The organism is Vibrio vulnificus CMCP6, assembly GCF_000039765.1.
In the GTDB taxonomy this organism is placed as follows: domain Bacteria; phylum Pseudomonadota; class Gammaproteobacteria; order Enterobacterales; family Vibrionaceae; genus Vibrio; species Vibrio vulnificus_B.
This window is the reverse complement of record NC_004459.3, coordinates 2,265,824-2,281,085: the sequence shown is the minus strand read 5'-3', so window position 1 is coordinate 2,281,085 and position 15,262 is coordinate 2,265,824. Positions and strand designations below refer to the sequence as shown.

The following is a 15,262-nucleotide window of genomic DNA, read 5'->3' as shown; positions in this document are numbered from 1 at the left end:
GCTATTGCTTATCCGCTCACTAGCCACTTCAGCATGATCCGTTCCACATCGTCTGCGGTATAGGGCTTGGTCAAAATGTCGTTCATGCCACTCACTAAGCACTTTTCCCGCTCCTCCAATGTCGTGCCGGCAGTCAGTGCCACAATGGGAATCGCCAGCCCCTGCTCTCGTAAATAGTGGGTCGCCTCATAACCATCCATTTCCGGCATGCGACAATCCATGAATATAAAATCATAATCTTGCTGACTGACCGCCTGAAGCGCCTCCACACCGTTGTTTCTCACGTCCGGTGTGACTTGTAGCTTTTTCAACATTTGATTGATGATGACCTGATTCATGCGTATGTCATCCACTACCAGTACTTTCAGTGCAACCCAATCCAACTGATGACGCTCAACCTGTTCAGTGTGTGGTTCAAGCAACGGCTCATCACTTGCTGGCAGTGGAATGGCAAAATGGAAGCAGGAACCTTGACCTAACTCGCTACGAAAACCAATCTCTCCTCCCATCAAATGGCAGAGGTTTTGGCATATCGCCAACCCCAAACCTGACCCTTCATAGTTACGCTTGCTACTGCGGTCTGCCTGGACAAAAGGGTCAAATAAGGTGCTTTTAGCCTGCTCGGCGATGCCAATCCCAGTATCTTCTATTTCCACTGACAACACATCGTCTTGCCAATGAGTACGAAACGTAACGGCCCCATGTTGAGTAAACTTGATCGCGTTGCCAATCAAGTTCACCAAAATTTGTTTGATTCGCTCAACATCTCCGCATACGCAGCTAGGCATGCCAAACTGTTTCTCAATGTGAAAGCCAATCTGTTTCTCACTCGCTTTGGCGGCAAATATCCCTACGATGGACTCCTCTACCTCTCGCCAACGAAACACTTTCGGCACAATTTCCATCATGCCAGCATTCATTTTGCTGAAATCGAGCAGATCATTGATGATGACTCGCAGCAGCTCTCCCCCCTGACGTAGATTTCTTAAATAGAGTTGCTGCTCATCATTGAGGTAGGTGTTACCCAGCAGTTCTGCGCTGCCTAAAACACCATTTAACGGGGTGCGTAGCTCATGATTGATCATCGCGACGAACTCTTTGGTCGCTTTCTCTGACTCTTCTGCTCGCTTGCGTAGCTCCGTTTCTCGCTCCATCCAGAGCTGACGATTGAGTGCATTGCTGACCAAATCAGCGATCAGGCAAAGCTGGTTGGAAATAAAATCGAGATCGATATCGAAGTGATCAATGGTGAAAACCATGCTGCCAACATGTTCACTTTCTAAAATAATGGGAATGCAAAGCGCGTCGCCAAACCACTCAGCACGCGTTCGGGTATCGTCAGCTCGATAGAGAAACCCCGTCGGCTTCAGCCCATATTCAAGGCTTTTTAGCGTAGTTAGGATGGGCTTATCCAGCTTCAACCACGCTTGACGAATCACTGACGCACGAGAAAGACGCTCCAATAGATTGGCCAATAGTAAGTCGTCGATACCATCGACAATGAAGACTCGACCAAACGTGATTAAGGTGTCATCAATTTGCTGCTCAAACTCAAACTTGAAAAGCTGTTGTTCCGATTTTAACTCTAACTGCTTCAACGCCAGTTTGAGTTGTTGATTGGATTGGTAAAGCTCCAAGCTTTTTTCTTCCAACAGCCTTTCCGCTTCTTTTCTTGAGGCGATGGCGCGTTGGAGTTTGCGATTGAGATGCAAAGAATCATCCATCTTGTTTACCCTTTACCAAAGCAACATTGAAACGAACGTGACTGCCTGTTGGGTTGAGTGTCTCCATCTGTATCGCCAGTTCTTCGCCAAAATGCTTGGCACACCCTCTCATCAATCCAAGGCAAACATGCCCCATGCAACGCGCGCTTTTGTAGTCAAACACCATCTTCATTCGATCTTGTTCGATGAAGATAAATTCCGGTGGCTTGGCATCGGGGTAGAGTTTCTTCACCTCAACATGGATATACTCTTCCACATGGCGAATAAACTGAAAGGTTGAGTGACATTGATGCAGGCTTGAACGATTAGAAATGGACGCCAATAAGTTGTCGAACACGGCCTCACCGAAGACCTCTTGCAACTGCTCAACAGACAGCCCCGTCACTTGGCTAAGATGCACAATCAAACTGACCAGTTTTCGGTGGTCGTAGCTCCCTACTGCGGTGTAGACACCCTCATCTCCTGCCCTGTCCAAAATATCGTCCAGTACGGTCAAACCAAATTTCTCTTCGACCAATTCCAAAAATTCAGTGAAAATGATTCCCTTCATTTTTTGCGCTACCCTGTAATTAGACGCTATGCCAAATAAGCATGGTGTATAAAGTAGGTTTGATCAAATGACGGGCAGAGGTAATACCTTGTTTGAGCTTAATAAAAATCAACTATTACAATCTTTTCAGTTCAATCTGCCTCGCGGTTATCACGCAGAGTCCACCGCACGTGTTGCACACTTGAAAGGCAGTAAGCTTCGCGATGCCGCCGTGTTAATTGGCTTTGTTGAACGAGAACAAGGCTTGAATGTGATTCTGACTAAACGCGCCTCTCATCTGAAACATCATCCGGGGCAAATCAGCTTTCCGGGTGGCAAGTACGAAGAGAGTGATTGTTCTTTACAAGCAACGGCGTTGCGCGAGACCCGCGAAGAGATAGGAATTGCACCCGATGCGATCTCCATTTTTGGCCAAATGCCGGAATTGGTTACCGTCAGTCGGTTCAAAGTCACACCAATATTGGCGTTTGTCGAACCAAATTATCAAATCGTCATTGATAAAAATGAGGTCGATGAGGTGTTCGAAGTGCCCGCCAATCACCTACTTGATACGCAGAAACTGAAAAGTGCCCAGTTTCGCGTGAATCAATCTCATCATCGAGTCTTTGCCATTCCCTATCAGCATCATTTTATCTGGGGGATGACTGCCCAGATAATCCAAGCCATGCAGCAACAAATTATGAAACGAGGTTAAGAGTTGTTAACGGCCTCGTTACCAAGCATCAGGTTAGTTATTTTAATCTCCGCCAAGGCAAACGTTTGGCATGAGAATATTTTGTACAAACACCCCTTCAAATTAGTTTTTCTAATGGCATGCATTAGCAATAATCACGTGTAGCACATCATTTTCGTGATAATAAACAGGTTTTTGACATATCATTCAATAAGCACGAGCAATACATGATTTAGATCTAATTTTCTTGCAACAAAAAAGTGCAGAATTGCGGCCGACTTATTTCCTGTTCCCAAAATGAGTAATCAAAAATGAAAACAACTTCAACTGCGGCTCCTGCCGTACAATCTTCTAGTAAGTTTACTTACAAAGATTTCACTTGGTGTCTGTCCCTTTTCGGTACAGCGGTAGGTGCTGGTGTACTTTTCCTTCCAATTAAAGCGGGTGCTGGCGGCTTCTGGCCATTAGTTATGCTAGCGCTACTTGCAGCACCAATGACTTGGTTCGCTCACAAATCTCTCGCTCGTTTCGTTCTTTCTGCTAAGAACCCTGAAGCGGACATCACTGACACTGTAGAAGAGCACTTTGGTAAGACTGGCGCAAACCTTATTACTTTTGCCTATTTCTTCGCTATCTACCCAATCGTTCTGATTTACGGTGTTGGTATCACAAACACAGTAGACTCTTTCCTTGTTAACCAAATGGGTATGGAATCCATTCCACGTCCACTGCTATCTGGCGCATTGATCCTTGCAATGACCGCTGGTGTGGTATTTGGTAAAGAACTGATGCTAAAAGCAACGTCTGCAATGGTTTACCCACTAGTATTCGTTCTTCTTGCACTTTCTGTCTACTTGATCCCAGATTGGAACACGTCGATGATGCAAGTGGCACCTGATTGGTCTTCTATGCCTGTTGTCGTATGGCTAGCTATCCCGATCATCGTGTTCTCATTCAACCACAGCCCAATCATCTCTCAGTTCTCTAAAGAACAACGCCTACAGCATGGTGACAAAGCGGTTCAGAAAACCGATGCGATCACTGGCGGTGCAGCGATGATGCTAATGGGCTTTGTGATGTTCTTCGTATTCTCTGTTGTGCTGTCTATGTCTCCAGAGCAACTGGCTTCTGCGAAAGAGCAAAACATCTCTGTACTTTCTTACCTAGCGAACGTGCATGAGTCTCCACTGATCTCTTACCTTGGTCCACTGGTTGCGTTTGCAGCGATCACTTCTAGCTACTTCGGTCACTTCCTTGGTGCGCATGAAGGTCTAGTTGGTCTGATCAAATCTCGCTCAAACAGCCCTATCAGCAAGATCGAGAAAGCGTCGCTACTGTTCATCGTTATCACTACTTGGATCGTGGCTATCGTTAACCCAAGTATCCTAGGCATGATTGAAACAATGGGCGCACCAATGATTGCGGCAATCCTGTTCCTAATGCCTGTATTTGCAATGCAAAAAGTGCCAGCGATGGCGAAGTATAAAACTTCAGCAGCTGTGCAGATTTTCACAGTTATCTGTGGTCTTGCTTCTATTACTTCTGTAATCTACGGCGCTCTTTAATCTCACTCCCCCTGTAAGATGAGAATAAAGACAAAAGCATAACGATAAGATAAAGCCTCCCTCCTCCTTGGGAGGCTTACTTTTGAGGTAATCAAAATGATTAGTGTATTTGATATCTATAAGATCGGCGTTGGTCCTTCAAGCTCACACACTGTAGGTCCAATGAAAGCGGGTAAAGAGTTTATTGATGATCTTCGCGCAATGGGAAAATTACGTGACATCACTAAAATCACCGTTGATGTTTATGGTTCATTATCACTGACAGGGAAAGGTCACCATACGGATATCGCCATCATCATGGGTCTTGCTGGTAATACACCAGAGAAGGTGGATATCGATTCCATTCCGGGCTTCATTGCTCGTGTAGAAGAAACTGAACGCCTGCCAGTTGGCATGCATTGTCATACCGTTTCATTCCCTCGTGAAGGCGGAATGAACTTCCACAAGACCAATCTTGAGTTGCACGAAAACGGCATGCAAATCCACGCTTGGATTGATGACGAAAAAGTATACTCAAAAACCTACTACTCAATCGGTGGTGGTTTCATCGTGGATGAAGAGAACTTTGGTAAAGACAACAACAGCTCTATCAAAGTCCCTTATGAGTACATCTCAGCGGAAGAGTTAGTCAACCAGTGTAAAGAGCACGGTTTGTCTATCAGCGCACTTGTGATGAAAAACGAGCACGCTCTGCACTCAGATGAAGAGACTCGTACTTACTTCGCAAACATTTGGCGCACCATGCGCGAGTGTATGGAGCGTGGTATGAACGAAGAAGGCATTCTGCCTGGTCCACTGCGTGTTCCTCGTCGTGCGGCAGCACTTCGCCAGCAACTGCTAACCTCAGAAAAAACCTCGAACGATCCTATGGCCGTGGTTGACTGGGTAAACATGTTCGCTTTTGCGGTAAACGAAGAGAACGCAGCAGGCGGTCGAGTCGTAACAGCACCCACTAACGGCGCATGTGGTATCATCCCAGCCGTTCTAGCGTACTACGACAAGTTCATCCAAACAGTGACAGAGAAAGATTACATCCGTTACTTTGCTGCATCGGGTGCGATTGGCGGTCTGTACAAACGTAACGCTTCTATCTCTGGCGCTGAAGTCGGCTGTCAAGGCGAAGTAGGCGTGGCTTGTTCTATGGCAGCAGCTGGCCTTGCTGAGCTTATGGGCGGTAGCCCAGAGCAAGTGTGTATGGCAGCAGAAATCGCTATGGAGCACAACCTTGGTCTAACGTGTGACCCAGTTGCAGGTCAGGTACAGGTTCCATGTATCGAGCGTAATGGTATTGCGGCGGTGAAAGCGATTAACTCAACACGTATGGCACTTCGTCGCTCTTCTGCACCTCGCGTCTCTTTGGATAAAGTGATTGAGACGATGCTGGAAACAGGCAAAGACATGAACGCGAAATACCGTGAAACATCACAAGGTGGCCTAGCCATTAAAGTGATTTGCTAATATCCTCAGCGTAATGAGATTTAAGCCCAGGTATTTATTGCCTGGGCTTTTTTTGTGCTGTTCTCTGTTCGTCGTTCCAAGCGGTTGCTCGCCCTTTAGACCGCTCATTTCACCCTTATTGCTACGCTCTGAATCGTTTCATTTATAAAACTATAAAAAATTCTAAAATCATCACTATATCCAATTGTTTAGGATATCCCCGTAAAAAATCACATCCCAAACCGCAATTTATTGATAACGTAGCCAAAAATTTAATTTGGAGCCCCACAACACATGATTAGGTTTGAACTAGGAAACCAAATCTGCGTTTGCTTGTCCGAAAACGAAATTTCACTAGAGCTCAATAACACACTCCACGACGCTATTCCCGTCACACAAAATGAGTATGCCATTCTGTCGATTATCGCCGCACACGGTAGCCTAAATGCTCCCGTCAGTCAGCGCTCTGTCGAGAGAAAAATCACTCAGCAATACAAGGTGGCACTGCCCGAAAATGGGTTTAAAAATGCGGTGGCCGCTTTAAGAAAGAAGTTTCGCAAGCTCACGGAAGATCACTTCACCACTCATAAAAACATCATCGAAAACATTCATCGGACAGGATATTTCATCCCATTTCTTATGCAGCATCACTACGACAACGGCCTTTATCAGCAAGAGCGCATTAATCGACACACCAAAAACAGTGTCTGGAAAGCGCTGGCCATTGGGCTGAAGAACCGCAAGATCTACTCTGACATCACGCTGGTCATGTTGGTGACGGCATTGATTTTTTTCGCCGTATGCTATTACGCCATTAACAGTATTGTACGGCACAACTACCTAGACAGCTCACTCGACATTGCGCAAAACCTGTCTGAAATGAGCTGTTTTGCCAACGAAGCGGCGCTAAGAGAGCAATTTGACAATGTTAAATTGGTGGAGTCGAGCATGATGCTCGATAGATTCAACATACGATGCTTGATCACACCAGAGACGGTTTCTCCAGTCAGCGAAAAAGCCTTCAACGAATGGAGCAAAAACGAAAACTACACCACCCAAGCCTATGAACTCAATGACGCTGTGGTGCTGGTGCGAGTCAAAAACATCAATCTGTCAAACAGTGTCGAAAATCATATCTCACGCTTTTTCCTCGCAGGAATGAAACTCTCCACCAACACCGGTACGTCCCTTGAGATCGGCAATACCAAAGAGCGCTTTTTTCATTTTAAAACCGACAACAACGGCTACAAGGAAGTGTTTTATGTCTCTGGCCCGTTTCAGAGCATCTTGGCTTTAAGTACGTTCTTTTTGTGTGTGCTTCGATACAAGTCGATCCAAGCTTTTCTGTTCTATCTTCTCGCTATTCGACATTTTAGTATCCGCCTAGAGCCGATTTATAACACTTCGACACAAAAAACCATTCATTTTGAAGCCTTATCCCGATTTAAGGTCAAAAACACACAAAAGTTCATTGAAACCCTGATTGGTAATGGCTTGTTGCTTACTCACACCATTCTGGTTCTTCGGGCCATTTATGCCAACCAACCATCACTTAAAGTGCCAATTAGCATCAATGTCTGCCCCACATTACTGCAAGGGCATAATTTCTCCGCACTCTATCGTGAACTCGCCAGCCTCGATTGTCGTTTGCTGACCATTGAGATAACCGAGAATGCCTCTATGTATTACACTGCCGAAATTTACCAAAATGTGGCCAAGTTAAAGCAGCTCGATTGCAAAATCAGCATTGATGACTTTGGGACTGGCAACAATAACGTCGCCTTGATCAGCAAGATTAATCCTGACTATCTCAAAATCGACCGCGAGTTTGTGATTGGGGTAAAAAGTGATGACAAGAAAATTGAAACACTAAGACAATTAATTGCCATGGGTAAAACCTACCACTGCACTGTGATTGTTGAAGGTGTTGAGACGGCCGACAGCGCCCATTTGCTCACCACCCTTGGAGCCTATGTGCATCAGGGTTACTACTATCCGCTTCACTATTAATACTTTGCTTGTCACGGTGAGTGTCATTTCATCAACAGTACAATCACCGTGAACAAACTTTGCACGAAATGAAAGCCAGCAGTAATGAAGCCAATTATGAATACAATCAAATACCTAGACGATAGCATTGATTGGAATTTATAATGCCACCTCGCACTTATCGTTTCGCTATTTACTGTCATGATTGCAATAAAGCCTACTAAGCTACGAGATTTCGCCAGCTTGATGCAATTGGATGTGCATGAAGAACAAAAAGGATTTTTTAAGCCTTTTGAGCAGGCTTATCAAAAACGCCATAAGTCCGAAGCGTTTTTTACGATTTATTCGGACAGTTCGACGGTTGGTTATTTGGTCATTGATAAAGGGTTTTCTCAGCACGCGCCATTTGCCAAACGCCATGAGCTGGGGCTGAACTACCTGATGATTGATCGTCAATACCAACGTCAAGGTATAGGAACTGAGGCACTGAAAAAGCTGTTTGTGTATGCGTACACCATTGATCCAGAGAGTAATTCTCTTTGCCTGACCGTGCCAAACAGCCACAAAACGGCCAATCAGTTTTTCCTCTCTGCTGGCTTTACCAATACCGATAAAGTCATCTATGGCGAAGTAGAAAAAGAGTGGATTTTACGCCACCCACTGGGATAAACGTTTTAACCCAGCTCAGAAACAACAAAGGCAAGCTTGATGCTTGCCTTTGTTTCAATTTGCTAAAGGAGATTACTCACCTTTGTAGATGCAGCCTGCGGTGCAGGTTTCCTTGATTTCCACTTTGCTCAGTAGCGGCAAATTTGGCTTAAGTTGTTGCCAAATCCATTTTGCCAGTACTTCGCTGGTTGGGTTTTCTAGGCCTTTAATATCATTTAAGTAATAGTGATCTAAGCGGTTATAAATCGGTTTAAACGCCGCTTTGATTTCAGCAAAGTCCACTACCCAGCCCGTATGCGGATCCACTTCACCTTCAACATATAAACGAACTAAGAATGAATGGCCATGTAGGCGACCACATTTATGACCTTCAGGAACATGTGGAAGATGATGGGCAGCTTCAAACATGAACTCTTTATACAATTCGGTTCTCATCACGATACTCAGGCTTTTTCAAAGAGTGGCAATACTAAGGATTAATTATAGGAGTGACAAGCGTTGGCTGTGAATATCGAACAATAATCTCCAGCCAAACGTTTCGCTCTATGGATTAGACCTAAGTCGCATGTCGGAATAATGACCATTACGTCAATAATACGTTCACAACGTACTCACATCACATTTACAAAAACCTTATTTTGTCTATGGTCACACTGCAGAAATCTCATGATCGCGACACTTTAAACGTCAGCTTAAAATATTGAGGTCTATTCCAAAACTCAATTATAAAAACTATGCGCTCAACCATTACGTTCAAATTACTTGTTGCCCTTATCACCGTCTTTACCTTTGTCCTAGCGGTATCGACAGCTTATCAATATTATCAACAAAAACAGCTTATTAACTCTGTTTTAAGTGAACAACTGCACGACAAGGCCAGTAACTATTTCGACAGCCTAAATATGATGATGCTCACGGGCACTATGGCCCAGAAAGAGACATTGCGACAAAAAGCCCTCGCCCAAGATGGTATTGAGCAAGTCCGTGTATTACGCAGTGAGTTGGTGAGTAAGTTGTATGGTCCAGGCCAAGCGAATCAAGCCCCACAAGATGACATCGATCAGAGAGCGTTAAATGGTGAGTTGGTGATCGAACCTGTGGAAGCCGATTGGGGCAAAGGTTTGGTCGTCGCTCTGCCAATGAAATCCAGCGAGAATTACCGAGGCACCAATTGTGTGGCCTGTCATATGGCTGCAGAAGGCGAAGTCTTGGGTGCAATTCGTTTGGAATACAACTTAAGCCATGTCAATTCGATGATTAATAAGCAAGCGATGTTTGCCATTGCGATTATGTCTTCGATTGCTTTTGTGGGCTTTTTGATCACCATGACGCTGATCCGCAAGATCATTGTACGCCCTATTCAAGCCACATCGCACTTTATGACCAAAGTCAGTAAAAGCAAGGATCTCGCCCAACGCGTTACTATCGCTCAAAATGACGAGGTAGGTGTGCTGGCCACATCAATTAACTCCTTTATGGACACGGTCACAGAGAGCCTTAATCAAGTACAATCGACCTCTCACTCGCTCGCTAACTCAGCGACCCGCCTAACGCATGTGGCCCAACGCACCGACTCTGCGGCAAACAACCAACAACAAGAAACCAGCGATGTACAAAACGCCATCGAAGCGATGCAACATCAGCAGCTCGAAGTCGAACAAGCCACCGTCAATGCAACCGAGTTGGTGAATCACACCGTGGAAGTGGCAACCACCAGCTCCAACCAAGCGCACAATGCCAGTGAAGAGATCAAAAATCTCGTCGGCGATATTGATAAAGTACGAGACCGGATTTCTCAGTTGAATGCGCAAACCGACGAGGTTTCGTCAATTTTAAGTGTGATTCACGCCATTGCCGATCAAACGAACCTGCTGGCATTGAATGCTGCCATTGAAGCCGCTCGCGCCGGAGAACAAGGCCGAGGCTTTGCCGTGGTTGCCGATGAAGTACGCAGCCTAGCCTCCCGCACTGCCGTCGCCACAGGCGATATCGGCTCGATCATCGCTCAATTCCAACAAGGCAGTTCCGACTCTCTGCGCGCGGCGGCGCAAGTCTCCGAGCATGCCCACCAGCGCTCTCTTGAAGTAGAAGCCTTGTCTGACACCATGCGCAAAGTGGTTGAGGAGATGCATCAAGTCCTCTCGCACACCAAGCACATTCAATCGCAAACGCAAGCAACCAGCCAATCCAGCCTAGCGATTCAAGCCAAGATTGGCACCATCACCCAACACGCCGATGACACCTCGCATTCCGCGAGCCATACGCGCGATATCTCTGTCGAGTTAGAACAGCTTTCAGAGCATCTAGAGCAATTAATCAACCAATTCACCCTCAACAACCGTTCGTTTCAGTCGAAATGAAAGAATTTCTTGGCTGGAATGAACATTAAAGGTTGAAGCTGGCGAATTGACAGGTAATATGTTCCGATGAATCTGTAAAATTCTATCCAACCCAATGTTTCGCTTAATTTTTGAACGCTTACGTTTTTGGCAAACATTGGGTTGTATGTTTACCTCAATGGAGATTATTTAAAACATGACTTACGCGCCTGTAAAAGACGTATTAAGCGGTAAGCTGGCAGTGGACAGTGAAGTCACTGTACGCGGCTGGATCCGTACACGTCGTGATTCCAAAGCTGGAATCTCTTTCCTTGCCATCTACGACGGCTCTTGTTTCGACCCGATTCAGGCCGTGGTCCCAAATAATCTTAATAATTACAACGACGAAGTACTCAAGCTAACGACTGGCTGCTCTGTTGAAGTAACGGGTAAGATTGTGGCTTCGCCTGCCGCTGGTCAAGCGTTTGAGCTTGCAGCGACTGACGTGAAAGTGGTGGGTTGGGTTGAAGATGCAGATACCTACCCAATGGCGAAAACACGTCATTCTATCGAGTACCTACGCGAAGTGGCTCACCTACGCCCACGTACTAACGTGATCGGTGCAGTTGCACGTGTTCGTCACTCGTTGTCTCAAGCTATCCACCGTTTCTACCACGAGCAAGGCTACTACTGGCTATCGGCTCCGCTTATCACCGCTTCTGACTGTGAAGGCGCTGGTGAGATGTTCCGCGTGTCAACACTGGATCTTGCGAACCTACCTCGCACTGAGAGCGGTGATGTTGATTTCAACGAAGATTTCTTTGGTAAAGAGACATTCCTAACCGTTTCTGGTCAGCTAAACGGTGAAGCGTACGCGTGTGCATTAAGCAAAATCTACACATTCGGCCCGACTTTCCGTGCTGAAAACTCAAACACCAGCCGCCACCTAGCGGAGTTCTGGATGGTTGAGCCAGAAGTCGCGTTTGCTGATCTGAATGACATCGCGAAATTGGCTGAAGACATGCTGAAATACGTGTTCGCCGCCGTTCTTGAAGAGCGTCGTGATGATCTCGAGTTCTTTGCTAGCCGCATCGACAAAGATGTCATCAATCGCTTAGAACAGTTCGTGAGTTCTGATTTCGCACAAGTGGATTACACAGACGCGATTCAAATCCTGTTGGATTCTGGCCGTGAGTTCGAGTTCCCAGTTGAATGGGGTATCGACATGTCTTCTGAGCACGAGCGTTTCTTGGCAGAAGAGCACTTTAAAGCTCCGGTTATCGTGAAAAACTACCCGAAAGACATCAAAGCGTTCTATATGCGTATGAATGAAGATGGCAAAACGGTTGCGGCGATGGACGTTCTCGCACCGGGCATCGGCGAAATCATCGGTGGTTCACAACGTGAAGAGCGTTTAGATGTACTGGATGCTCGTATGGTTGAAATGGGCATCGATCCAGAACACATGAACTGGTATCGCGATCTGCGCCGTTACGGCACCGTACCGCACGCTGGTTTCGGTTTAGGCTTCGAGCGTCTTGTTTCTTACGTAACAGGCATGGGCAACGTACGTGACGTGATCCCATTCCCACGTACACCACGTAACGCAAACTTCTAATCTTTTAGAATTGTCGTTGAAATGAAAAAGCCTCCCAAGTCGGAGGCTTTTGTTTTTTAAGGCAATATTACTCTTGCGCATCATTTTCGATATCCGCATTCAAGGCATACCTCACGCCTAGTAAGCACAAGCCAAGCATGAAAAATGGAATGATTGCCGCAGTGTATTCAGTCCAAAATAGCTGTGAAAAAGATTTCGCTAGTATCAGGTGTGCAAACACCAATAAAAAGGCACTAAAAATAGCGACAATCATCAGTTTAATTTCTTGTTTTGCCGGTTGTTTGCTCCGCTCAGTTGCCATCCATCATCACTCCTTTTGTCAGGGAGTTTTATTGAATCACACCGTCGCTTCTCTCTACAGGCACAGTTGTGTGGAAAAATCCCTAATCAGTTGCGAGACGGTTAATCGTCACCGCCAAACATCGGATTGCTTGCACAAGGTCATCACTTTCCGGCAATGAGCAATTGATACGTAAATAATGCTCAAATCGCTTTGTTTGGCTAAATAAACCGCCATAAGCCGATAGCACACCCTGCTGCTTCAGATGTGTGTACACCTGATGCGCTTGAATAGATTCAGGCAGTTTAAGCCATAAAAAATAGCCACCCGTCGGCGATGAAAATTGCACCGTATCAGGCAATTGTCGCCTGAGTTCGTTCATCATCCATTGCTGTCGTTGTTTTAGCGTGCTACGCAACTTGCGCAGATGTTTATCATAGCCATCGTTTTGCAAGTAATACGCAACGCCTTGTTGTATCGGTGCACTGCCCGATAACGTAGAAGTCAGCTGCAACTTTTGGATTGCATGGTTAAAACGCCTTGTCACGACCCAACCAAGCCGATAACCGGGGCACAAGCTTTTCGACAGTGAACCACAATGCAATACACAATCTTCCCGATCATAGGTTTTAAACGAGCTGGGCTTATCTTGTGAATAGTAGAGCTCGGAGTAAACATCGTCCTCAATTAAGTAAAGCTGATAACGATGAACGAGCTCGACCACCGCTTGCTTCTTTTGCTCGCTCAATGTCACGCCTGTTGGATTTTGGAAGTTACTCATCAACCAACACGCTTTGACTTCATTGTTAGCAAGCACGTGCTCGAACTGCTCAAGATTCAGACCATCACACTCATCAACATCAACTTCAATGATGTTGAGCCCAAGCCGCTGAGCCGCTTGCAGTGCGCCATAAAAACACGGAGATTCGACGATGATGGTATCTCCTGGTTTTGTAACCACTTGCAAACTCAGATTTAGCGCTTCCATTGCGCCCGAGGTCATAACGATGTCGTGATGGGTCAAATCCATCCCTTGCTGGATATATCGCTGTGCAATCAAGCGTCTCAATGCTTCATTGCCTGGCGGTAAGTTGTTGAGCAGATCATTCGCAGACATCTTACGCCCCGCACTGGCTAAATTGCGATTGAGGGCTTCTAAGGGGAAAAGATGAACATCGGGGAAAGCCGAACCCAGTTTCACCGCCTGACGCTCACTTTGATCTTTCAGAAAGTCATACAACTCGTCACTAAATGACGGTAGCGCACTCACGGACGGTTCTCGTGGTGCCGTGAGTCGTTGAAAATCAGAGGTGACAAAATAACCCGATTGCGGCTTTGCAATAACCCACCCTTGCGCTTCAAGCAATTGATACGCCTGTAACACGGTACCCGCACTGACACCATGATGCTTGCAAGCCATTCGCACTGAAGGCAGTTTTTCTCCCGCTCTCCAAGTTTTACTTTCGATCTGCTGTCTAAACGACTGTGCCAGTTGGCGATAACGATTCATACATCCCTCATAAAACGAAGCCGAGCAACCATATCACAGTTTGTTGAGCTGAATTTGCGCAATGAGTAATTGTTCAAAGTTAGTTGTCACATTTCTTGCTACAAATTGGCCATTTTTGTCCCATACTGTCAGTGAAATCATGCATCTCTTAGGAGGAACAATGAAAGTTTTTACATTAGACGATCTTTCATATAACGGCGTGCATCAAGGTGTTCATAGCTGGGATCACCCTCAAGGCGACAACCCCTACTACTGGCATCCGGACTGGCTCCATATTGCAGAAGACGCTATAGGTATGTATCCCAAACGCGAATTAGACGTGCCTGCTGGTGAAACCGCCACAGAGCAACACGCCGCTGAAGCGATTGTCAAACATCTCAACGGTGAATAGCTTACTTACCATCGCAATGAGCTTGCCAATCGTTCGAAATGAGAACTAGAACAGATTGTCAAAAAGACGCACGATAGCAACGAGATTCACTTCACGTTATTTTTGCGCGCATCTGTTACATTTACGCAGCTTATAGTGATTATGCGCACAGCTGTCGCAAAACAAGAGATGATAAAAATGAAAAAATACAACTCAGATGACATTCAATACAAAGGCGAAACCAATGGCGTCCATAGCTGGACTGCCCCATCTGGCCAACCTTACTATTGGCATCCAGATTGGTTGCACATTGCGGAAGACGCGACTGGCTCACACCCAAAACAAGAGCTAGACGTAGAAGAGGGTTCTCAGCCAACAGAGAAACACGCGATGAAAGCGATTCTTAAACATATGAACGATTGGGCAGCGAAAAAACTAGCAAACAATCCTGACATCGAAACCAACGCAATCGAATCAGAAATCAACCTGAAGAAATAAACGCTTTCGATACATCACCTAATGAATAAAGCACCGAATGATCGTCGGTGCTTTTTTTATT

Annotated in this window: 14 protein-coding genes; 9 read left to right on the top strand and 5 right to left on the bottom strand. The window is 45.8% G+C overall.

The genetic code is table 11. The annotated features are described in order from the left end of the window. Window positions 1-8: 8 nt before the first annotated feature. Together VV1_RS10650 and VV1_RS10645 are read right to left on the bottom strand one after the other, a co-directional pair. Window positions 9-1,724, bottom strand: coding sequence for an ATP-binding protein (locus VV1_RS10650; RefSeq protein WP_011080134.1), 1,716 nt, complete (start codon window positions 1,722-1,724; stop codon window positions 9-11). Beyond that, window positions 1,717-2,274: a heme NO-binding domain-containing protein gene (locus VV1_RS10645; protein WP_011080133.1), complete on the bottom strand. Its 558-nt coding sequence runs from the start codon at window positions 2,272-2,274 to the stop codon at window positions 1,717-1,719. Before VV1_RS10645 ends, VV1_RS10650 begins: the two co-directional genes overlap by 8 nt. Window positions 2,275-2,341: 67 nt before the next feature. Between VV1_RS10645 and VV1_RS10640 the strand changes: the two genes are divergently transcribed. The 5 genes from VV1_RS10640 to VV1_RS10620 all read left to right on the top strand — a co-directional run bounded on the left by VV1_RS10640 (window position 2,342) and on the right by VV1_RS10620 (window position 8,607). Next, the gene (locus VV1_RS10640; RefSeq protein ID WP_011080132.1) at window positions 2,342-2,968 is read left to right on the top strand and encodes a CoA pyrophosphatase; all 627 of its coding nucleotides are present in this window, start codon (window positions 2,342-2,344) and stop codon (window positions 2,966-2,968) included. Between the two features lie 290 nt (window positions 2,969-3,258). Then, a complete protein-coding gene (locus tag VV1_RS10635) occupies window positions 3,259-4,512 on the top strand; it encodes an aromatic amino acid transport family protein (protein ID WP_011080131.1) in 1,254 nt (417 codons plus the stop codon). 96 nt (window positions 4,513-4,608) lie between these two features. Next, window positions 4,609-5,970, top strand: a complete 1,362-nt coding sequence (locus tag VV1_RS10630; RefSeq protein WP_011080130.1) for an L-serine ammonia-lyase — start codon at window positions 4,609-4,611, stop codon at window positions 5,968-5,970. 273 nt (window positions 5,971-6,243) lie between these two features. Further along, complete coding sequence (gene tpdA / locus VV1_RS10625; protein WP_011080129.1) at window positions 6,244-7,959, top strand: cyclic di-GMP phosphodiesterase TpdA; 1,716 nt, start codon at window positions 6,244-6,246, stop codon at window positions 7,957-7,959. A gap of 180 nt (window positions 7,960-8,139) precedes the next feature. Next, complete coding sequence (locus VV1_RS10620; protein ID WP_011080128.1) at window positions 8,140-8,607, top strand: GNAT family N-acetyltransferase; 468 nt, start codon at window positions 8,140-8,142, stop codon at window positions 8,605-8,607. Between the two features lie 72 nt (window positions 8,608-8,679). Here the strand turns inward: VV1_RS10620 and queD are convergent, their stop codons facing one another. Next, a complete protein-coding gene (queD, locus tag VV1_RS10615; protein ID WP_043920969.1) occupies window positions 8,680-9,042 on the bottom strand; it encodes a 6-carboxytetrahydropterin synthase QueD in 363 nt (120 codons plus the stop codon). 299 nt (window positions 9,043-9,341) lie between these two features. On the opposite strand from queD, the gene VV1_RS10610 reads away from it, so the two are divergent. Both VV1_RS10610 and asnS read left to right on the top strand, forming a co-directional pair. Continuing rightward, window positions 9,342-10,967: a methyl-accepting chemotaxis protein gene (locus VV1_RS10610; RefSeq protein ID WP_011080126.1), complete on the top strand. Its 1,626-nt coding sequence runs from the start codon at window positions 9,342-9,344 to the stop codon at window positions 10,965-10,967. 175 nt (window positions 10,968-11,142) lie between these two features. Further along, window positions 11,143-12,543, top strand: a complete 1,401-nt coding sequence (gene asnS / locus VV1_RS10605; protein WP_011080125.1) for an asparagine--tRNA ligase — start codon at window positions 11,143-11,145, stop codon at window positions 12,541-12,543. 67 nt (window positions 12,544-12,610) lie between these two features. On the opposite strand, the gene VV1_RS10600 is transcribed toward asnS, so the two are convergent. Both VV1_RS10600 and VV1_RS10595 read right to left on the bottom strand, forming a co-directional pair. Next, window positions 12,611-12,844 carry a hypothetical protein gene (locus VV1_RS10600; RefSeq protein WP_011080124.1) on the bottom strand — a complete coding sequence of 78 codons (234 nt, stop codon included), beginning with the start codon at window positions 12,842-12,844 and terminating at the stop codon, window positions 12,611-12,613. 82 nt (window positions 12,845-12,926) lie between these two features. Then, the gene (locus tag VV1_RS10595; RefSeq protein ID WP_011080123.1) at window positions 12,927-14,333 is read right to left on the bottom strand and encodes an aminotransferase-like domain-containing protein; all 1,407 of its coding nucleotides are present in this window, start codon (window positions 14,331-14,333) and stop codon (window positions 12,927-12,929) included. Between the two features lie 160 nt (window positions 14,334-14,493). Here VV1_RS10595 and VV1_RS25085 point away from each other — a divergent pair, with 160 nt between their 5' ends. Both VV1_RS25085 and VV1_RS10585 read left to right on the top strand, forming a co-directional pair. Further along, window positions 14,494-14,724 (top strand): hypothetical protein, encoded by a 231-nt coding sequence (locus VV1_RS25085; RefSeq protein ID WP_011080122.1) that lies wholly within the window; start codon window positions 14,494-14,496, stop codon window positions 14,722-14,724. Between the two features lie 177 nt (window positions 14,725-14,901). After that, window positions 14,902-15,201, top strand: coding sequence for a hypothetical protein (locus VV1_RS10585; protein ID WP_026050646.1), 300 nt, complete (start codon window positions 14,902-14,904; stop codon window positions 15,199-15,201). Window positions 15,202-15,262 lie beyond the last annotated feature (61 nt).